This is a genomic window from Streptomyces sp. NPDC033845, from assembly GCF_055576225.1.
Genome location: NZ_JBVIRI010000003.1, coordinates 12,310 through 31,576, shown reverse-complemented (window position 1 = coordinate 31,576; position 19,267 = coordinate 12,310). Strand labels below are relative to the sequence as shown.

The window sequence follows — 19,267 nt, the reverse complement described above, 5'->3', positions numbered from 1 at the left end:
AGAACGACTGACATGTCCAAGCACACGCTCTCGGTCCTGGTCGAGAACACCCCCGGCATCCTCGCCCGGATCGCCGCCCTGTTCTCCCGCCGCGGGTTCAACATCGACTCCCTCGCGGTCGGCGTCACCGAGCACCCCGACATCTCCCGCATCACCATCGTGGTCAATGTCGAGGACCTCCCGCTGGAGCAGGTGACCAAGCAGCTCAACAAGCTGGTCAACGTCCTCAAGATCGTCGAACTGGAGCCCTCCGCCGCGATCGAGCGCGAGCTCGTCCTGGTGAAGGTCCGCGCCGACAACGAGACCCGCTCGCAGGTCGTCGAGATCGTCCAGCTGTTCCGCGCCAAGACGGTCGACGTCTCCCCGGACGCCGTGACCATCGAGGCCACCGGCGGGGCCGACAAGCTGGGCGCGATGCTCAAGATGCTGGAGCCCTTCGGCATCAAGGAGCTCGTCCAGTCCGGCACGATCGCCATAGGGCGCGGCGGCCGGTCCATCACGGACCGCAGCCTGCGGGCGCTCGACCGCAGCGCCTGACCGGCGCCCGACGGCGCCGCCTCACCCCGCTCGCATCGCGAGACCGAGAAACTCAGATTCCGTTCCCCGCCGTACGGTGGGAGCAACATCAGCGCACCAAGGAGATATCCCAGTGGCCGAGCTGTTCTACGAGAACGACGCCGACCTGTCCATCATCCAGGGCCGCAAGGTCGCGGTCATCGGCTACGGCAGCCAGGGCCACGCCCACGCGCTGTCGCTGCGTGACTCCGGCGTCGACGTCCGGGTGGGTCTGCAGGAGGGCTCGAAGTCCAAGGCCAAGGCCGAGGAGCAGGGTCTGCGCGTCGTCTCGGTGGCCGAGGCCGCGGCCGAGGCCGACGTCATCATGATCCTCACCCCGGACCCGATCCAGGCGGACGTCTACAAGGAGTCCATCGAGGCCAACCTGAAGGACGGCGACGCGCTGTTCTTCGGCCACGGCTTCAACGTCCGCTACGGGTTCATCAAGCCCCCGGCCAACGTGGACGTCGCCCTGGTCGCCCCGAAGGGCCCCGGCCACCTGGTCCGCCGTCAGTACGAGGAGGGCCGCGGCGTCCCCTGCATCGCGGCGGTCGAGCAGGACCACTCCGGCAACGCCTTCGCGCTGGCGCTCTCCTACGCGGCCGGCATCGGCGGCACCCGCGCCGGTGTCATCAAGACCACCTTCACCGAGGAGACCGAGACCGACCTGTTCGGTGAGCAGGCCGTCCTCTGCGGTGGCGCCTCGGCGCTGGTGAAGGCGGGCTTCGAGGTCCTCACCGAGGCCGGCTACCAGCCGGAGATCGCCTACTTCGAGTGCCTCCACGAGCTCAAGCTGATCGTCGACCTGATGTACGAGGGCGGCCTGGAGAAGATGCGCTGGTCGGTCTCCGAGACCGCCGAGTGGGGCGACTACATCACCGGCCCCCGTGTGATCACCGCCGAGACCAAGGCCGAGATGAAGAAGGTCCTCGCCGAGATCCAGGACGGCAAGTTCGCCGAGGAGTGGATGGCCGAGTACAAGGCCGGTCTGCCCAAGTACAACGAGTACAAGAAGGCCGACGAGGAGCACCTGCTGGAGACCACCGGCAAGAAGCTGCGCAAGCTGATGAGCTGGGTCAACGACGAGGACAAGTAGTCCTCGGGCGATACCGCGAACGGGGCCGGGACGCGTGCGTTCCGGCCCCGCTTGTCCACCCTGGCCAACCCCGGACGGGTGATCCTTACGGACAGGCGGAATTCCGGCCCGGTTCCGCCACTACACTGCTCAACACATACGCGTCAGGCCCACAGCGTCGTGCGTCTTCCACGCGGCTACCGCCCTCCATCGCCTGCGGCCGTCGGGACGGCCGTCCGCACTGGACTTGTGAGGACCCACGTGAGCTCGAAACCTGTCGTACTCATCGCCGAAGAGCTGTCGCCCGCCACCGTGGACGCGCTCGGCCCTGACTTCGAGATCCGGCACTGCAACGGCGCCGACCGCGCGGAGCTGCTGCCCGCCATCGTCGACGTGGACGCGATCCTGGTCCGCTCCGCCACCAAGGTGGACGCCGAGGCCATCGCCGCCGCGAAGAAGCTGAAGGTCGTCGCCCGCGCCGGAGTCGGCCTGGACAACGTGGACGTGTCCGCCGCCACCAAGGCCGGCGTGATGGTGGTCAACGCGCCCACCTCCAACATCGTCACCGCCGCCGAGCTCGCCTGCGGCCTGCTCGTCGCCACCGCCCGCAACATCCCGCAGGCCAACACCGCGCTGAAGAACGGCGAGTGGAAGCGGAACAAGTACACGGGCGTCGAGCTCAGCGAGAAGACCCTCGGCGTGGTCGGCCTCGGCCGGATCGGCGTCCTGGTCGCCCAGCGGATGTCGGCCTTCGGCATGAAGATCGTCGCCTACGACCCCTACGTGCAGCCCGCGCGCGCCGCCCAGATGGGCGTCAAGATGCTGACGCTGGACGAGCTCCTCGAAGTCGCCGACTTCATCACGGTGCACCTGCCCAAGACCCCGGAGACCCTCGGTCTCATCGGTGACGAGGCCCTGCACAAGGTCAAGCCGAGCGTCCGCATCGTCAACGCCGCCCGCGGCGGGATCGTGGACGAGGCCGCCCTGTACACGGCCATCAAGGAGGGCCGGGTCGCCGGCGCCGGACTCGACGTCTACGCGAAGGAGCCCTGCACGGACTCCCCGCTGTTCGAGCTCGACCAGGTGGTCTGCACCCCGCACCTCGGCGCCTCCACCGACGAGGCCCAGGAGAAGGCCGGTATCTCGGTCGCCAAGTCGGTGCGCCTCGCGCTCGCCGGCGAGCTGGTGCCGGACGCGGTCAACGTCCAGGGCGGGGTCATCGCCGAGGACGTCCGCCCGGGCCTGCCGCTCGCCGAGAAGCTCGGCCGGATCTTCACCGCGCTCGCCGGTGAGGTCGCGGTCCGTCTCGACGTCGAGGTCTGCGGCGAGATCACCCAGCACGATGTGAAGGTGCTGGAACTCTCCGCGCTCAAGGGCGTGTTCGAGGACGTGGTCGACGAGACCGTCTCCTACGTCAACGCCCCGCTGTTCGCGCAGGAGCGCGGGGTCGAGGTCCGCCTCACCACCAGCTCGGAGTCCCCGGACCACCGCAACGTGGTCACCGTCCGCGGCACCCTCTCGGACGGCCAGGAGGTGTCGGTCTCCGGCACCCTGGCGGGCCCCAAGCACCTCCAGAAGATCGTCGGCATCGGCGAGTACGACGTGGACCTGGCGCTCACCGACCACATGCTGGTGCTGGCCTACCAGGACCGTCCGGGTGTCGTCGGCACCGTCGGCCGGATCCTCGGCTCGGCCGGACTGAACATCGCCGGGATGCAGGTCGCCCGCTCCGAGGAGAAGGGCGAGGCGCTCGCGGTGCTCACCGTGGACGACTCCCTGCCGCCGGCCGTACTGGCCGAGATCGCCGAGGAGATCGGCGCGACCTCCGCCCGCTCGGTCAACCTGGACGCCTGACCGCGCAGCGGCACAGCACGCAGGGGAAGGGCCCGGGGACGTCCCCGGGCCCTTCCGCGTACCCCGGCCCTTCGGCGTCCCCGGGTCAGCGCCCCGCCCCGCACGGCGCGTCCGCCGACGCCGGGGCGGGGAGACGCTCCGGCCGGAGCAGCGCCAGGGCCGGCCCGGCGGCGGCCAGCAGCAGGGCGGCCCCGCCCCAGGCGGCGTAGTGCATTCCGTGCACGAAGGCCTCGCGGGCGGCGGCCAGGACGGCCGCCCCGGCCTCGCCGCCGAGCCGGTCGGCGGTGGCGACGGCACCGCCGAGGGTCTCCCGGACCTCCGGCCCGGACCCGGCCAGCCCGGCCCGGTAGACGGCGGTGCCCAGACTGCCCAGCAGGGCCATCCCCAGGGCGCCGCCGAGCTCCTGCCCGGTCTCCAGCACGGAGGCGGCGGAGCCGGCCTTCTCGGCGGGGGCGGAGGCCAGCGCCATGTCGGAGACCAGGGACATCACGGCGACGATCCCGCAGGCCAGTACCGCGCAGCTGGCCAGCAACAGCCACAGCGAGTCGGTGCCCACCAGGCCCAGGAGCGCGAAGCCGGCGGCGCCCACGAGGAACCCGCCCGCGACCACCCGGCCCCGGCCGAACCGCAGGCCGAGCGCGGCGGACAGCGGGGCGGCGGCCCCGACCGCCAGCGAGGGCGCCAGGCTCCACAGCGCGGCCTCCAGGGTGCCCATGCCGAGCACCGACTGGAGGTACTGGGTGGAGAAGTAGGCGCTGCCCATCATGGCGAAGGCGGCCAGGGTGTTGAGGCAGACCCCGGCGGCGAACCCGCGGCCCCGGAACAGGGCCGGGCTGACCATGGCGTCGGCCCGGGAGCGCTGGCGGCGGACGAACGCCCACCCGAAGGCGGCGCCCACGGCCAGGCAGACCGCGGGCACGGCCCCGCCGGCGCCCGCGGCGAGCTCCTTCAGCCCGTACACCACCGGCAGCACCGCGCCCAGCGACAGCGGCACGCCCGCCAGGTCGAAACGGCCGGGGGCCGGGTCCTTGAACTCCGGGACCAGTACTGGCGACAGGACAAGCAGCAGCACCATCGCCGGGACGTTGACCAGGAAGACCGAGCCCCACCAGAAGTGTTCGAGCAGCACCCCGCTCATCACCGAACCCAGGGCGATGCCGGCCGCCATGGCGCCGGACCAGACGGCGATGGCCCGGGTGCGCTGGGTGTCGTCCCGGAAGAGGTTGCGGATCAGGGCCAGGGTGGAGGGCATCAGGGTGGCCCCGCCGACACCGAGCAGCACCCGGGCCGCGATGAGCATCTCCGCGCTGGTGGCGTAGGCCGCGCCGATGGAGGCGAGCCCGAAGGCGGCGGCCCCGGCCAGCAGCAGCCGGCGCCGTCCGATCCGGTCGCCGAGCGACCCCATGGTGATCAGCAGACCGGCCAGGGCGAAGGCGTAGCTGTCGAAGATCCAGAGCTGCTGGGTGGCGCTCGGGTCGAGTTCCCGGGTGATGGCCGGGACGGCGAAGTAGAGGACGGAGACGTCCATCGAGACCAGGAGGACCGGCAGCAGGAGGACCGCGAATGCGGTCCATTCCCGGCGGCCGGCGAGCGGCGGCTGTGTCATGAGCAGCAATGTACAACTGTCATAAACGGTTGTCTAGAACGATTGTATTGAACAGTTGTATGGGACGGGTGTCTTGATAGGGTCCGGGGCATGGGACACAAGGAAGACCTGCTCGAAGGCGCGAAGAAGTGCCTGGTGGAAAAGGGGTTCGTGCGGACCACCGCACGGGACATCGTCACCGCCTCCGGCGCCAACCTGGCCTCCATCGGCTACCACTACGGCTCCAAGGACGCCCTGCTCACCCAGGCCTACATCGCCCTCGTCGAGGAATGGGGCGAGTCCTTCGCGACCCGTGTGGCCGGGGCCGACGGCTCGCTCGAACGGTTCCGCGGGGTCTGGGAGGGGGTGCTCGCGCAGCACGAGGCCTCCGGGCCGATCTGGGCCGCCAGTCTGGAAGTCGCCCTGAGCGGGGACCGGTTGCCCGAGCTGCGGTCCCTGCTCGCCGCCTCCTCGGCGGAGGGCCGGCGCGGCCTCATCGCGATGATGACCGGCACCCCCGAGGACCAGCTCGACGAACGCGACGTCCGCACTCTGGGCGCCTTCTACCAGGCACTGCTCAACGGACTGATGATCCAGTGGTTCTTCGACCCCGAATCCGCCGCCACCGCAGAGGAGTTCACCGAGGGAATGCGGCGGGCCGCCGAGGCCGCCGTGCGCTCCGAGGACTGAACCGCGGGGGAACCGCCGCGCCCCCGACTCCGTCACAGCCCCGAATCAGGGCTATCCGAGGGGGAGTTGTGAGACGAAGCACGGCACTGACGGCACTGACGGCACTGGTCCTGGGCGCGGCGGGCTGCGGGACCACCCCGGCACCCCCCGGCGGATCGGGGCCGGTGGGCCCCGGGCCCGGCACGTCCGCCCCGGCGCCCGCCGGGAAGCCCACCGCCCGGATGCTGGCGGTGGCCACCGCCTGGGAGGGGTCCCCGGCGCTCAAGGAGTGGCGGGAGGGGTTCCATCCGCTCCAGGACGTGATCGGCCTCCCGGCGGGCGCGTTCCGCGACGCGGCCGACAAGACCGCCTACGAGGAGCAGAACTTCACCCTGCGCGGCCCGCTCCCGGCCGCCGCCCCGCCGCCCGGCCGGATCACCTGGGCGGACGGCGGCACCCGGCCGGTCACCCCGCTGTCCGCCTCCGACACCTACGCGCTGATCGACACCGAACCCGACCGGGGCCACGCCCTGGTGGTGACCGGGGCCCGGTTCGGCGAGGTCACCCTGGCCACCAGCCGGGGCCCGGCCAGGGTGCCCGCCTGGCTGTTCACCCTGGACGGCTACGACACCCCGCTCACCCGGGTCGCGATCGACACCGCCACGCTCCCCGAACCGCCGATCGGGCCCGCCTCCGAGTACTCCGACGCCTCGGGGGCGCTGAACAGCCACACCGCCGCCACCCGCGAGGCCACCCGGTTCACGGTGCGGGCCCTCCGGGGCAGCTGCGAGTCGGTGTCCGTGAGGGTGCTGGAGCGGGACGAGACGGTGGTGCTGGAGGCCGCGGTGGCCCCGGTCGGGGACCCGGCCGCCGCCTGTGACGCGGCCCTGCGCACGGAGCAGGCCCCGGTCTCCCTGAGCCGCCCGCTGGGCGCCCGGGTGCTGCTGGACGCGGCCACCGGGAAGGCGATCCCCTACTACTCGGGCACCGGCGCACTCCGCTGACCCGTCCCCGGCCGGGCGGCCCGACCCTGCGGCCCGACCGCGCGGCCTAGCCGGGCAGCCGGGCCGCCTTCAGGGCCATGTGGAGCAGCAGCCGGTCCTCGCCCTCGTCCAGGTCGAGGCCGGTCAGCTGCTCCACCCGGGACAGCCGGTAGTAGAGGGTCTGCCGGTGGATGCCCAGGGCCGCCGCCGCCCGGCCGGCCTGGCCCGCGCAGTCGAGGAACACCTCGGCGGTGCGGGCGAGTTCCGGATGCGCCGGGCTCAGCAGGGTCCGTACGGCCGGGTCGTGCGCCGGGTCCGCGGCCAGCGCGGCGAGCATCCGGTACGGCCCGATCCCCGACCACGGCGCCACCGGGCCCAGCCTCGGCTGCGCCCGGACCGCCCGGGCCGCGGCGGAGGCCTGGGCCCAGGCCTCCGCCAGCCCCCCGAACCCGCGCACCGGCTCGCCGATCCCGGCGGCGGGCCCGTCGGCGGCCGTGCCGCGCAGTCGGGCCGCCACCGCCTCGGCCGGGGCCGGCACGTCCGCGGACCGCAGCCGGACCAGCACGGCCAGCCCCGTCCCGGCCTCCGGTCCCGGACCGGTCCCCGCGCCCGGCCCCCCCGAGGGGCCGGCGGAGGGGGCGGGTCCGGCCGGGTCGGCGGCGCGCAGCGGGGCGGTGCACACCGCGGCCGCGCCCTGGACGGTGGCCGGGGCGCCGCCCGGCCAGGGGGTCAGGCACACCACCGCGTACAGGCCGTCCGGGCCGTCGCCCAGGGCGGCCCGCAGGGCGCCCTCGGCCATGTCCCGCTGCCAGCCGCGGCCCGCCGTCAGCACCGCCCGGAACTCCCGGGACAGGTCCGCCCCGGCCCGTGCCTCCTCGGCGAGCAGCACCCCGATCCGTTCGGCCACCTCCATGGCGGCCGCCAGCCGCTCCCGGTCGGGCCCGGGTTCGGCGTCCAGCAGCCAGACGTAGCCGTGCACGATGCCCCGGTGCCGCACCGGCAGGCAGATACGGCCCCGGTTCACCCCGGCCTCGGGGGCCGCCGGGATCCGGACCGGCCCGGTGGCGCGGGCGATCCCGAACCCCTCGAACCAGGAGCGGACCGCCGCCGTGGACTGCCGGGTGAGGATCGACCTGGTGCGGACCGGGTCCATCGCCAGGTCGTCGTCGCTGTCGTGGGCGCCGAAGGCGATCAGCCGGAAGTCGCGGTTCTCCAGCGTCGCGGGGGCGCCCAGCAGCGCGGAGATCTCGTCGACCAGGTCCTGGTAATCGGCCTTCACGGGCACATTCTCCCACCCCCGGCCACCCCCTTCAGACATCTGTATGAGATCCCGGACACGGATGCGTGACAGCTGTCGATGGCAGAGGATCGAACCGGTCCTTAGGTTTCACAGAGGTTTTATCTGGCTTCACTTTGCTTTCTGCCACCCGTTGGAGGTGCCCCGTGCTGGGTCCCGCGATCCTCGCCGCCTCGCGCAGCGACAAGATGCGCCGAATCGTCTCTGCCGCCCCGGTGACCAAGCCCGTGGTGAACCGGTTTATCCCCGGTGAGACGGTCGACCAGGTCATCCCGATCGTCGGGCAGCTCACGGACCAGGGGCTGGAAGTCACCCTCGACGTGGTCGGCGAGGACATCACCACCGAGGCCCAGTCGCACGCCGCCCGGGACGCCTACCTGGAGCTCGTCGCCCGTCTGGCGGACCTCGACCTCGGCACCCGCGCCGAGATGTCGGTCAAGCTCTCCATGTTCGGCCAGGCCCTCCCCGGCGGCCACGAACTGGCGCTGGCCAACGTCCGCCCGGTGGTCGAGGCGGCCGCCGCCATCGGCACCACCGTCACCCTGGACGCCGAGGACCACACCACCCTCGACTCGATGTTCGCCATCCACGAGGAGCTGCGGAAGGACTTCCCGCAGACCGGATGCGTCATCCAGGCCTACCTGTTCCGCACCGAGGCCGACGCCCGCCGGCTCGCCGCCTCCGGCAGCCGGGTGCGGATCGTCAAGGGCGCCTACAAGGAGCCCGCCGAGGTCGCGTACCAGGACAAGGCGGAGATCGACAAGGCCTACGTCCGCATCCTGAAGATCCTGATGGAGGGCAGCGGCTACCCGATGATCGGGTCCCACGACCCGCGCCTGATCGCCATCACCCAGGAGCTCGCCCGCACCGCCGGCCGCAAGCTCGACGAGTACGAGTTCCAGATGCTGTACGGCATCCGCAGCGAGGAGCACCTGCGGCTCGCCGCCGAGGGCCACCGGATGCGCGTCTACACCGCCTACGGCACCGACTGGTACGGATACTTCATGCGCCGCCTGGCCGAGAAGCCGGCCAACCTGCTCTTCTTCGTCCGCTCGATGATCACCAAGAACTAGGTCCAAGGAGTAACCCAGACCATGGATGCTGTGACCCAGGTCCCCGCGCCGGTCAACGAGCCGGTCCACTCGTACGCCCCCGGCACCCCGGAGCGCGCCCGGCTGGAGGCCCAGCTGAAGCAGCTGGCCGAGAACCCGATCGAGCTCCCGATGACCATCGCCGGAGTCAAGCGGATGGGCGGTGGCGAGCGCTTCGACGTGGTGCAGCCGCACGCCCACAAGTCGGTCATCGGCACCTACGCCAACGCCACCGCCCAGGACGCCCAGGACGCCGTGGACGCGGCCCTGGCCGCCGCCCCGGCCTGGCGCGCCACCTCCTTCGACGACCGCGCCGCGATCATCCTGCGCGCCGCCGAGCTGCTCTCCGGCCCCTGGCGCGAGAAGCTCGCCGCCTCCACCATGCTGGGCCAGTCCAAGACCGCCCAGCAGGCCGAGATCGACACCCCGTGCGAGCTCGTCGACTTCTGGCGCTTCAACGTGCACTTCGCCCGGCAGATCCTGGCCGAGCAGCCGATCGCCAACTCGGCCGGCGTGTGGAACCGCAGCGACCACCGCCCGCTGGAGGGCTTCGTCTACGCGATCACGCCGTTCAACTTCACGGCCATCGCCGGCAACCTGCCGACCGCACCCGCCCTGATGGGCAACACGGTCGTGTGGAAGCCGTCCCCGACGCAGACCCACGCCGCCGTCCTCCTGATGGAGCTCCTGGAGGCCGCCGGCCTGCCCGCCGGCGTCATCAACCTGGTCACCGGCGACGGCCTCGCCGTCTCCGAGGTCGCGCTGACCCACCCGGAGCTGGCCGGCATCCACTTCACCGGCTCCACCAAGACCTTCCAGCACCTGTGGAAGACGGTCGGCAACAACATCGAGAACTACAAGTCCTACCCGCGCCTGGTCGGCGAGACCGGCGGCAAGGACTTCGTCGTCGCGCACCCCTCCGCGGACCGCGCGATCCTCAAGACCGCCCTGACCCGCGGCTCCTTCGAGTTCCAGGGCCAGAAGTGCTCGGCCTCCTCCCGCGCCTACGTCCCGGCCTCCATCTGGAACGACGGGTTCAAGGAGCAGTTCGCGGCCGAGGTCGACGGCATCACCATGGGCCCGGTCACCGACCTGGCCAACTTCATGGGCGCGGTCATCGACGAGCGCTCCTTCGCGAAGAACAAGGCCGCCATCGACCGCGCGAAGGCCGACCCGACCTGCACCGTCGTCGCGGGCGGCGAGTACGACGACTCGGAGGGCTACTTCGTCCGCCCGACCGTCATCGAGTGCACCGACCCGGCCAACGAGGTGTTCACCACCGAGTACTTCGGCCCGATCCTCGCCGTGTACGTCTACGAGGACGCCGAGTACGACGCCATGCTCGCCCAGATGGAGAACGTCTCGGCCTACGCCCTGACCGGCTCCGTCATCGCGCAGGACCGCTACGCGGCCGCCGACACGATGGAGAAGCTCCGCTTCGCGGCGGGCAACTTCTACATCAACGACAAGTCGACCGGCGCCGTCGTCGGCCAGCAGCCCTTCGGCGGCGGCCGCGCCTCCGGCACCAACGACAAGGCCGGGGCCGCCTCCAACCTGCTCCGCTGGACCTCGACCCGCTCCATCAAGGAGACCCTGGTCCCGCCGACCGAGTACGGCTACCCCCACATGGGCTGACCGCCCCCCGGGCCCTCCGGCCCCCCAGACCCCGCCCCCGCCCCGGTACCCCCAATTCCGGAGCGGGGGCGGTTTCCATTTCTCCGCTCCGCCCCGCCCCGCCCCGCTCCCCGCTCCTAGACCTCGACGAAGACCTGGTCCAGGGACTTGCGGACCAGGTCCGGGACCTCGCAGTCGTCGGCCGGATAGCCGATCGGGATGACCGCGAACGCCTTCTCGTTCTCCGGACGCTCCAGCACCCGGGAGAGGAAGCGCATCGGGCTCGGGGTGTGCACCAGGGCCGCCAGCCCGGACAGGTGCAGGGCCGACAGCAGCATCCCGACCGCGATGCCCACCGACTCGTCCACGTAGTAGTGCTTGCGCTTGGTGCCGTCCGGGCCCAGCCAGTACCGCTGCTGGAACACCACCAGCAGCGCCGGCGCGTCCGTGAGATGGGTCTTCACCCTGTCGGTGCCCAGCGGGCGCAGGGCCGCCAGCCACTCCTCGCCGAGCCGTCCGTCGTAGGAGAGCTCCTCCTCCTGCTCGGCGGCCTCCCGGATCCGCGCCCGCACCTGCGGATCCTTGACCAGCACGAAGGTCCAGGGCTGCTGGTGCGCCCCGGACGGCGCGGTCGAGGCACAGGCGACGGCGTCCCGGATCACCTGCTCGGGCACCGGGTCGGGGGAGAAGTGCCGCACGGTGCGGCGTTCGTCCATCCGGTCCCGCAGTTCCGCGGACCGCAGGACGGATTCGGCGGCGGGCATCCGGTCGGGCCGGTAGGCGACCGGGCGGTACGGGTCGCCGTGGGTGGGCGTCCACCCGTGAGTGCTCTGTGACATGGCAGGAGTCTGCCGCCGGCCGCCCCCGGTGGCCAGAAATATGCCAGCCGAATCATGGCGGACGGACACTGGTTCCATGACCGATACACGGACACGGCTCCTGCACACCGCCCAACTGCCCCCCGACGGACCGGCGGAGATTCGGGCCCTCCTCGACGAGGCCTTCGGCGGGGACTTCTCCGAGGAGGACTTCGAGCACGCCCTGGGCGGCCTGCACGCCCTGGTCCACGAGGACGGCGAGCTGGTGGCGCACGGCAGCGTGGTGCAGCGCCGGGTGGCGTACGCCGGGCGGACCCTGAGGACCGGCTATGTGGAGGCCGTCGCGGTGCGCGCCGACCGCCGCCGCAGCGGTCTGGGGAGTGCGGTGACGGGCGCCCTGGAGTCGGTGATCGGGCGGGCCTACGCGCTCGGGGCGCTGTCCGCCTCCGAGGAGGGCGCCGCGCTGTACCGGGCGCGGGGCTGGACCCGCTGGGACGGGCGGGTCGGCGCGCTGTCGCCGGAGGGGCCGGTCCGGCTCCCGGAGGAGGAGGGGTCGGTGTACCTGTGGGTGCCGCCGGGCGTGGCGCCGCCGGACCCGGCCGGCCGGCTGGACTTCGACTGGCGGGACGGCGACGTCCTCTGACCCTCGTGGCACGGCAGCCGGCGGGGCGGGAGGGTCGTCCGGACGGGGGAGCACGGCGCGCCGTGCGGGGCGGGAGTGCCTAGCGTGGCGGTGTGGAGACAGCCCGCCGGACCCCGTCCGGGACGACGCCCCCCGCCGCCTATCTCAACCTCGCCGTGGTCACCGTCGGGTTCACGCTCACCTTCTGGGCCTGGGACCTGATCGCCCCGCTGGGCAGCGACTACCGGGACCGGCTCGGACTGTCCTCGCTCCAGCAGTCCCTGCTGGTGGCGGTGCCGGTGCTGGTCGGTTCGCTGGGCCGGGTCCCGGTGGGCGCCCTCACCGACCGGTACGGGGCCCGGCTGATGTTCCCGCTGGTGTCGGCGCTGACGATCGTGCCGGTGCTGCTGCTGATCCCGGTCCGCGACTCGTACGCCGGAACGCTGGCGGCCGGGTTCCTGCTGGGTCTGGCCGGCACCACCTTCGCCATCGGGGTCCCGCTGGTGAACTCCTGGTTCCCGCCGGAGCGCCGGGGTTTCGGACTGGGCGTGTTCGGGATGGGGATGGGCGGGGTGGCCCTGTCGGGCTACTTCACCCCGAGGATCGCCCGGCACGGGGAGACCCTGCCGTTCCTGGTGGTGGCGGCGGCCCTCGCGGTGTACGCGGTGCTCGCGGTCCTGCTGATCCGGGACCGCCCGGACCGTCCGATGCCCGCCGATCCGCTGGTCCGGCGGCTGGGGCGGGCCGGCCGGCTCCGGGTGACCTGGGAGCTGTCCGCGCTCTACGCCATCGGCTTCGGCGGGATCGTCGCCTTCGGGGTGTACCTGCCCACCTACCTCAAGACCTGGTACGGGCTGTCGCCCACCGACGCGGGCACCAAGGCGGCCGGGTTCGCGCTGGTCACGGTGGTGTTCCGGCCGCTGGGCGGCTGGCTGGCCGACCGCATCCACCCGGCCCTCGTCACCTCCGCCGCGCTGGGCTTCGTCGCGGTCATGGCGGTGGTACAGGCCTTCGACCCGGCCCTGTACCCGATGGGCACCGTCTGTCTGCTGTGCCTGGCCGCCGGACTGGGCACGGCCAGCGGGAGCGTGTTCACCCTGGTCTCCCAGGTGACCCCGCAGCCCCAGGTGGGCAGTGTCACCGGCATCGTCGGGGCGGTGGGCGGGCTGGGCGGATTCGTGCCCCCGCTGGTGATGGGCGCGGTCTACAGCGCCCAGGACTCCTACTCGATCGGGTTCATGCTGCTGTCCGACCTGGCCCTGGCCGGCTGTGTGTACGCCTACGGCCGGATGCGCACGGCCGGCCCCGGGGACGGGCCGGCCGTGCCCCGGGTCAGCCCGTGACGCTGGGCGCGCCGGTCTCGATGTGGCCGGTGTAGCGGCGGGACCAGGTGCCGTCGGCGGAGCTGAGGACCGTGAAGTCGTACCAGCCCTCGGCGTAGGCCACCGCGTTGAAGAAGTCCTCGGTGGAGGAGTTCGCCGGGACGGTGTACGTCCACGGCCCGTCCGTGCGGTACGCGTTGGCGCGGACGGTGAAGGTCACCGGCGCGGCCGAGGCGTTGGTCATCCGGAACCAGATCGCCGGCTTCCCGGTGCCCGGCTCCACCGCGAAGCGGGCGGCGACCTCCAGGGCCTTCCCCGGCCTGGTGGCGTCGCCGATGAAGCGGCGCAGGAACCGGTTGGGTCCGTGCATGGAGATGTCGTACTTGCCGGCGCCGTACCCGGTGCCGATGTACAGGTAGTCGGTGGCGGTGCCGCCCGGGTCCACCGTGTGCTGCCAGGCGGCGGTGTCCCGGTGCTGGTGCGGGTGGAGGGAGAAGTGCGCCGGGCGGGTGGCCTCGGCGCCCTGGTTGGTCATCGAGAACCAGGCGACGATCTTCCCGGCGGCCCCGAACTCCAGCCGGTCCAGATTGCCGTTGACCTGGTAGGGGAGGGCGCGGGCCGGGCGGGTCCCCGGCTCCTGCGCGGGCTGCGCGTTGTCCTGCGGCACCGGGTTGGGCAGCGGGGCGCAGGTGGACTGGCCGATGACCTTCGCGGTGGACGGCAGCCCGCCCGGCACCCCGTAGACCGGGTTCGCGAAGTCGAAGACCCCGGTCAGGTCGCCGGTCACCCGGCGCCGCCAGGCGCTGATGTTGGGGCAGGATGCGGGGGTGCCGAGGGCGGCCGTCCAGGTCTCCATGAACCGCAGCACCGAGGTGTGGTCGAAGACCTCGGAGCTGACCCAGCCGCCGCGGGTCCACGGGGACATCACCAGCATGGGCACCCGGAAGCCGAGGCCGATGGGGACCCCGCCGAGGAACTCGTCGGGGGTGCCGGCCGGGGGGACCGGCGGCGGGACGTGGTCGAAGAAGCCGTCGTTCTCGTCGTAGTTGAGGAAGAGGACGGTGGAGTCGAAGACCTCCGGGTCCGCGGCCAGCGCCCGGTAGACCAGGTCCACGAAGTGGGCGCCGTCGCCGGGCGGGGCGTACGGGTGCTCCGAGAAGGCCTCGTTCGCCACCACCCAGGACACCTGGGGGAGGGTCCCGGCGACCACGTCCGCGCGGATCGCGGCGGCGATGTCGTCGGGGGTGGAGCCGGTGGCCCGGGGGACGGAGGCCATGCCGCGGTCCCACAGCGGGTTGCCGGGGGCGGCGTCGGTGAACTTCTTGAAGTAGGCCAGGCCGTTGTCCCCGTAGTTGTCCTGGGCGTTCTGGTAGACCTTCCAGGTCATCCCGGCCCGCTGGAGGGCCTCGGCGTAGGTCTCCCAGGTGAGCCCGGACTCCTCGCCGCCGTCCTTGCTGGTGGCGTCGATCCGTCCGCTCCACAGGAAGGTGCGGTTGGGGCCGGTGGCGCTGAGCGCGGAGCAGAAGTAGGCGTCGCAGACGGTGTAGTTGTCGGCGAGGGCGTAGTGGAAGGGGATGTCGGTGCGGTCCAGATAGCCCAGGGTGTGGGTCTTGCCGACACCGGCCACCCAGTTGTCCATCCGGCCCTTGTTCCAGGCGGCGTGCTGGGAGGTCCAGCTGTGCGGGAGGTCGCCGGTGCACTGGGCCAGGGTCTCGCCGTCGGCCCCGCCCGCGGAGGGGGTGGCGGACAGCTTCCACGGGTACTGGCGGCCGCCCCAGTTCGGCTGCTGGAACATGCCCCAGCCGCCGGGGAGGTTTCCGGCCGCCCGGTCGCCGAACCCGCGGACCCCGCGCAGCCGGCCGAAGTAGTGGTCGAAGCTGCGGTTCTCCTGCATCAGGATCACCACGTGCCGCACATCGGTGATCGTGCCGGTCGCGGCGGCGGCAGCCGCCGAACGGATCCCCGGCACGGCCGCCTCCGCGGTGCCCGGGGCCAGCGCCGCCCCGGCCACCAGCCCCGCCCCGAGCCCCACGAAACCTCTGCGACTGATCGGTGTCACTGGTCCCTCGCCTCCCACTCCGGTGCCACGGCGGCACGTCGTCGGCAAGGTTGGCGGCAGCGCCTCCAAAGGTCTACAACCGTGCGGTAAGGGTTCGGTGAACTTCGGGGCAGCCGGCTCAGGCGGCCGTCCGGACCAGCATCTTGCCGGTGTTCTCCCCGCGCAGCATGGCCAGGAAGGCCTCGACGGTGTGCTCGATGCCCTGGACAACGGTGGTGTCGGTACCCACCCGGCCGCTGCGCAGATGGGGCACCAGGAACTCCTCCAGCTCCTCCTGCAAATTGGTGTGATGCGATACCAATACCCCTTCCAGGCGGAGGGATTTGTGTACGATCTCGAAGAGATTGCGGGGCGCGGCCGGGGCCCGGTCCGAGTGGTAGGTCGAGATCGCGCCGACCCAGGCGATCCGCCCGAACTCGCGGAGCACCTCGATGGCCCCCGCCAGATGGTCCCCGCCGACGTTGTCCACATAGACGTCCACCCCGTCCGGGGCGACCGCGGCGAGCAGCTCGCCCACCGGGCCGTCGTGGTAGTCGAAGGCGGCGTCGAAACCCAGCTCCTCCGTCAGCCGGCGGACCTTCGCGGCCGAGCCGGCACTGCCGATGACCCGGCGGGCGCCCAGCAGCCGGGCGATGTGGCCGGTGGCGGTGCCGACCCCGCCCGCGGCGGCCGACACGTACAGGTCCTCGCCGGCCCGCAGCCGGGCGGTGCGGGTCAGCGCCGCGTAGGCGGTCAGCCCGGTCCCGCCCAGGATGGACAGGTGCGCCTCCAGCGGGACGCCCTCGTACCGGCGGATCCGGCGGGTGCCGTCCGTCCCGGCGGTCACCAGGGCGTGGGTGCGCCAGCCGGCCCGGTGGAACACCAGGTCGCCCTCGGCCAGCCCGGGATCCCTGGAGGCCAGCACCCGGCCCACCGAGCGCCCTTCGAGCGGGGCGTGCAGGGCGAACCCGCGCTCCCCGCCGTCCATCAGCCCGCGGTGGTACGGGTCCACCGAGAGCAGCAGGTTCTCCACCAGGGCGGTGCCGGGGGCGGGGGAGGGGACCGGGAACCCGGCGAGCCGGAACTCGGCGGCGGTGGGGAAACCGGTGGGGCGGGCGATCTGGTGGACGGCGTAGCCGGTGCGCGTGGTCATGGGGAGGACGCTAGGAAGGAATCGCCGGGCCGGGCAGGGGGTTGCGCTCATGGAAGCCGCCGATCCATGAGCGGCACGCATACGACCAGGTGACAGGGGTGGCGAGGGTGTCGGCGACAGCGGAAGCGACGGGGGCAGCGGCGGGCGGGCCGGAGCCGGCGGGCGGGGAGCCGGGGCCGGCCGAGCTGCGGGTGCTGGTCGCGGTGGCCGGGGCCGGATCCTTCTCGGCCGCCGCCGTGGCGCTGGGACTCACCCAGTCGGCCGTCTCCCGCTCGGTGCGCACCGTCGAGGGGCGCCTCGGCGCGGTCCTCTTCGAGCGGGGCCGCGGCGGCGCCCGCCCCACCCCGGCGGGGGAGCGGGCCGTCGCCCACGCCCGCCGCATCCTGCGGATGTACGAGGTCCTCGGCGCGGAGACCCGCGCCGCGGCCGCGCCCGGCGGCGGACCGGCCGGCCCCTCCGGACCGCTGCGGATCGCCGCCTTCCGCAGCGCGGCCCTGCACCTGCTGCCCCCCGCCCTGGCCGCGCTCACCGCCCGCCACCCCGGGATCCGGCCCGAGGTCCGGGTGGTCCGGGAACTGGGCGCGGGTACCGCCGGCGAGGTCGCGGCCGGCCGGGCCGACCTCGGGATCGCCACCCTGGGCGGCTCACCGGACCTGCCCGCGGACCTGCTGACCGGCGTGCTGACCGAGGAGCCGTACGCCCTGGTGCATCCGGCCGGACACCCCGACCCGCGGAGCCTGCCGCTGCTCGACTGGGACGAGAACTGCGGCTCCTACACCCGGTCCTGGTGGCGCGCCCAGGACTGGATCCCGCGGGCCACGGTCAAGGCCGAGGACGACGGCATGGTCCTGACCATGGTGGAACGCGGCCTCGGCATGGCGATCATGCCCGCGCTCTCCCTGTGCGGAGCGCCCGCGGGCGTCGGGATCACCGACCTCGGCGCCGGGCGCCCGACCAGGACCGTCGGCTACGTCACCACCCGTGAGCAGGCCGGCACCGCGGCCGTCCGGGCACTCGTCCGGGAGCTCCGCGCCCACCGCCCCGTCTCAGATAGTAGGAAGTCCGAGTAATTGCGGAGACATACAGCGGGACCTGGCCTAGCTTTGTAGAAGCCGAACGTCTCGCCGATCCGGCGAATGGCGGTAGAGAGCGCACGCCCCGCGCAGGCAACCCCTGCGGCGACGCTCCCCGCCCCTCCGGCGCCTTGAAGGAACCCCCCTCATCCGTGGCACCGCCACGCCGTGATCTCAAGGAGTCGATCACCATGCACACCACCTCCCCCCGCCCCGCCGCCCGCCGGGTCCGCCACTCCTCCACCGCCGACGCGGACCGCAGGAACGCCGCCGCCGCGCTGCAGCGCTCCCTGGACCGCCGTGACAACGGCGGGTCCACCGGCCACTGACCAGCGCGTCCGCCCGTCCGAGGTCATATTGCGTCCAGATGGTGGACGCGATATGACCGAGGACTGGACGAGGAGTACGGTGCCGACATGTCGACCAGCATCAATCTCGCAGTGATCCCCGGTGATGGCATCGGCCAGGAAGTCGTGGCTCAGGGCCTCAAGGTCCTTACCGCGGTCCTGCCCCAGGATGTGAAGCTGGAGACCAAGGAGTACGACCTCGGGGCCCAGCGCTGGCACCGCACCGGTGAGACCCTCCCGGACGCCGAGCTGGAGTCCCTCAAGCAGCACGACGCGATCCTGCTGGGCGCCATCGGCGACCCCTCGGTCCCGTCCGGAGTGCTGGAACGCGGTCTGCTGCTGAAGCTCCGCTTCGCCTTCGACCACTTCATCAACCTGCGCCCCTCGAAGCTCCTCCCGAACACCGCCACCCCGCTGGCCGGCCGTCCGGAGATCGACTTCGTGGTGGTCCGCGAGGGCACCGAGGGCCCGTACACCGGCAACGGCGGCTCGCTGCGCACCGGCACCCCCGCCGAGGTGGCCACCGAGGTCAGCGTCAACACCGCGTACGGTGTCGAGCGGGTCGTCCGGGACGCCTTCGAGCGGGCGGCCGCCCGCCCCCGCAAGAAGCTGACGCTGGTCCACAAGAACAACGTCCTGGTCTACGCCGGCCACCTGTGGAAGAACACCTTCGACCAGGTCGCCCGGGAGTACCCGCAGGTCACCACCGACTACCTGCACGTCGACGCCGCGACGATCTTCTTCGTCACCCAGCCCGAGCGGTTCGACGTCATCGTCACGGACAACCTCTTCGGTGACATCCTCACCGACCTGGCCGCCGCCGTCACCGGCGGGATCGGCCTGGCCGCCTCCGGGAACATCAACCCGACCGGCGCCTTCCCGTCCATGTTCGAGCCGGTCCACGGCTCCGCCCCGGACATCGCGGGCACCGGCAAGGCCGACCCGACCGCGACGATCCTCTCCGTCGCCCTCCTGCTGCGGCACCTCGGCCACGAGGCCGAGGCCGTCCGCATCGAGGAGGCCGTCTCGGCCGACCTGGCCGAGCGCGACGGGACCTTCCGGTCCACCGACGCGATCGGCGACGCCCTCGCCGCGCGCGTAGCCGGCTGACCCGGCAGCTCCACCCCAGGAAGCCGCCGGGTCGCGTTCACCGCACCCGGCGGCTTTTCCT

General features: G+C 72.5%; 17 protein-coding genes. 12 read left to right on the top strand and 5 right to left on the bottom strand.

Features of this window, described 5'->3' with window-relative positions:
- Window positions 1–12: 12 nt before the first annotated feature.
- The 3 genes from ilvN to serA all read left to right on the top strand — a co-directional run bounded on the left by ilvN (window position 13) and on the right by serA (window position 3,484).
- Window positions 13–537 carry an acetolactate synthase small subunit gene (gene ilvN, locus ACZ50K_RS07220; RefSeq protein WP_468898590.1) on the top strand — a complete coding sequence of 175 codons (525 nt, stop codon included), beginning with the start codon at window positions 13–15 and terminating at the stop codon, window positions 535–537.
- Window positions 538–649: 112 nt separating this feature from the next.
- Window positions 650–1,651 carry a ketol-acid reductoisomerase gene (ilvC, locus tag ACZ50K_RS07215; RefSeq protein ID WP_468898587.1) on the top strand — a complete coding sequence of 334 codons (1,002 nt, stop codon included), beginning with the start codon at window positions 650–652 and terminating at the stop codon, window positions 1,649–1,651.
- A gap of 240 nt (window positions 1,652–1,891) precedes the next feature.
- On the top strand, window positions 1,892–3,484 hold the full coding sequence (gene serA / locus ACZ50K_RS07210) for a phosphoglycerate dehydrogenase (protein WP_468898584.1): 1,593 nt from the start codon (window positions 1,892–1,894) through the stop codon (window positions 3,482–3,484).
- Between the two features lie 85 nt (window positions 3,485–3,569).
- Here the strand turns inward: serA and ACZ50K_RS07205 are convergent, their stop codons facing one another.
- A complete protein-coding gene (locus tag ACZ50K_RS07205; RefSeq protein ID WP_468898582.1) occupies window positions 3,570–5,090 on the bottom strand; it encodes an MFS transporter in 1,521 nt (506 codons plus the stop codon).
- Window positions 5,091–5,180: 90 nt separating this feature from the next.
- Here ACZ50K_RS07205 and ACZ50K_RS07200 point away from each other — a divergent pair, with 90 nt between their 5' ends.
- Both ACZ50K_RS07200 and ACZ50K_RS07195 read left to right on the top strand, forming a co-directional pair.
- Window positions 5,181–5,759, top strand: a complete 579-nt coding sequence (locus tag ACZ50K_RS07200; protein WP_468898580.1) for a TetR/AcrR family transcriptional regulator — start codon at window positions 5,181–5,183, stop codon at window positions 5,757–5,759.
- A gap of 68 nt (window positions 5,760–5,827) precedes the next feature.
- The gene (locus tag ACZ50K_RS07195; RefSeq protein ID WP_468898577.1) at window positions 5,828–6,742 is read left to right on the top strand and encodes a hypothetical protein; all 915 of its coding nucleotides are present in this window, start codon (window positions 5,828–5,830) and stop codon (window positions 6,740–6,742) included.
- Window positions 6,743–6,788: 46 nt separating this feature from the next.
- Here the strand turns inward: ACZ50K_RS07195 and ACZ50K_RS07190 are convergent, their stop codons facing one another.
- Window positions 6,789–8,000 (bottom strand): PucR family transcriptional regulator, encoded by a 1,212-nt coding sequence (locus ACZ50K_RS07190; protein WP_468898575.1) that lies wholly within the window; start codon window positions 7,998–8,000, stop codon window positions 6,789–6,791.
- Window positions 8,001–8,164: 164 nt separating this feature from the next.
- On the opposite strand from ACZ50K_RS07190, the gene ACZ50K_RS07185 reads away from it, so the two are divergent.
- Window positions 8,165–9,091: a proline dehydrogenase family protein gene (locus ACZ50K_RS07185; protein WP_468898573.1), complete on the top strand. Its 927-nt coding sequence runs from the start codon at window positions 8,165–8,167 to the stop codon at window positions 9,089–9,091.
- Window positions 9,092–9,112: 21 nt separating this feature from the next.
- Entirely contained in the window at window positions 9,113–10,744 is a 1,632-nt protein-coding gene (gene pruA, locus ACZ50K_RS07180; RefSeq protein WP_468898570.1) for an L-glutamate gamma-semialdehyde dehydrogenase, read from the top strand.
- A 116-nt stretch (window positions 10,745–10,860) separates the two neighbouring features.
- On the opposite strand, the gene ACZ50K_RS07175 is transcribed toward pruA, so the two are convergent.
- The gene (locus tag ACZ50K_RS07175) at window positions 10,861–11,562 is read right to left on the bottom strand and encodes a nitroreductase family protein (RefSeq protein WP_468898567.1); all 702 of its coding nucleotides are present in this window, start codon (window positions 11,560–11,562) and stop codon (window positions 10,861–10,863) included.
- A 40-nt stretch (window positions 11,563–11,602) separates the two neighbouring features.
- Here ACZ50K_RS07175 and ACZ50K_RS07170 point away from each other — a divergent pair, with 40 nt between their 5' ends.
- A complete protein-coding gene (locus tag ACZ50K_RS07170; protein ID WP_468898565.1) occupies window positions 11,603–12,184 on the top strand; it encodes a GNAT family N-acetyltransferase in 582 nt (193 codons plus the stop codon).
- Window positions 12,185–12,276: 92 nt separating this feature from the next.
- Window positions 12,277–13,506: an MFS transporter gene (locus ACZ50K_RS07165; protein ID WP_468898562.1), complete on the top strand. Its 1,230-nt coding sequence runs from the start codon at window positions 12,277–12,279 to the stop codon at window positions 13,504–13,506.
- Here the strand turns inward: ACZ50K_RS07165 and ACZ50K_RS07160 are convergent.
- Both ACZ50K_RS07160 and ACZ50K_RS07155 read right to left on the bottom strand, forming a co-directional pair.
- Window positions 13,496–15,544, bottom strand: a complete 2,049-nt coding sequence (locus ACZ50K_RS07160; protein WP_468898559.1) for a phosphocholine-specific phospholipase C — start codon at window positions 15,542–15,544, stop codon at window positions 13,496–13,498. The two genes, ACZ50K_RS07165 and ACZ50K_RS07160, sit on opposite strands and share 11 nt — an antisense overlap.
- A 118-nt stretch (window positions 15,545–15,662) precedes the next feature.
- Window positions 15,663–16,676 (bottom strand): NADP-dependent oxidoreductase, encoded by a 1,014-nt coding sequence (locus ACZ50K_RS07155; RefSeq protein WP_468898555.1) that lies wholly within the window; start codon window positions 16,674–16,676, stop codon window positions 15,663–15,665.
- 194 nt (window positions 16,677–16,870) lie between these two features.
- Here ACZ50K_RS07155 and ACZ50K_RS07150 point away from each other — a divergent pair, with 194 nt between their 5' ends.
- The 3 genes from ACZ50K_RS07150 to ACZ50K_RS07140 all read left to right on the top strand — a co-directional run bounded on the left by ACZ50K_RS07150 (window position 16,871) and on the right by ACZ50K_RS07140 (window position 19,206).
- Window positions 16,871–17,746, top strand: coding sequence for a LysR family transcriptional regulator (locus ACZ50K_RS07150; protein WP_468899847.1), 876 nt, complete (start codon window positions 16,871–16,873; stop codon window positions 17,744–17,746).
- 194 nt (window positions 17,747–17,940) lie between these two features.
- Window positions 17,941–18,078, top strand: coding sequence for a hypothetical protein (locus tag ACZ50K_RS07145; RefSeq protein WP_468898553.1), 138 nt, complete (start codon window positions 17,941–17,943; stop codon window positions 18,076–18,078).
- 87 nt (window positions 18,079–18,165) lie between these two features.
- A complete protein-coding gene (locus ACZ50K_RS07140) occupies window positions 18,166–19,206 on the top strand; it encodes a 3-isopropylmalate dehydrogenase (RefSeq protein WP_468898550.1) in 1,041 nt (346 codons plus the stop codon).
- The last annotated feature ends 61 nt before the right edge of the window (window positions 19,207–19,267 follow it).

What these genes read in the sequence shown, in the direction of transcription:
- ACZ50K_RS07200 (WP_468898580.1), top strand. Translation starts at nt 5,181, where the DNA reads ATGGGACACAAGGAAGACCTGCTCGAAGGCGCGAAGAAGTGCCTGGTG.
- ACZ50K_RS07155 (WP_468898555.1), bottom strand. Translation starts at nt 16,676, where the DNA reads ATGACCACGCGCACCGGCTACGCCGTCCACCAGATCGCCCGCCCCACC.
- ACZ50K_RS07145 (WP_468898553.1), top strand. Translation starts at nt 17,941, where the DNA reads ATGCACACCACCTCCCCCCGCCCCGCCGCCCGCCGGGTCCGCCACTCC.
- ACZ50K_RS07175 (WP_468898567.1), bottom strand. Translation starts at nt 11,562, where the DNA reads ATGTCACAGAGCACTCACGGGTGGACGCCCACCCACGGCGACCCGTAC.
- ACZ50K_RS07170 (WP_468898565.1), top strand. Translation starts at nt 11,603, where the DNA reads ATGCCAGCCGAATCATGGCGGACGGACACTGGTTCCATGACCGATACA.
- ACZ50K_RS07205 (WP_468898582.1), bottom strand. Translation starts at nt 5,090, where the DNA reads ATGACACAGCCGCCGCTCGCCGGCCGCCGGGAATGGACCGCATTCGCG.
- pruA (WP_468898570.1), top strand. Translation starts at nt 9,113, where the DNA reads ATGGATGCTGTGACCCAGGTCCCCGCGCCGGTCAACGAGCCGGTCCAC.
- ilvN (WP_468898590.1), top strand. Translation starts at nt 13, where the DNA reads ATGTCCAAGCACACGCTCTCGGTCCTGGTCGAGAACACCCCCGGCATC.
- ACZ50K_RS07140 (WP_468898550.1), top strand. Translation starts at nt 18,166, where the DNA reads ATGTCGACCAGCATCAATCTCGCAGTGATCCCCGGTGATGGCATCGGC.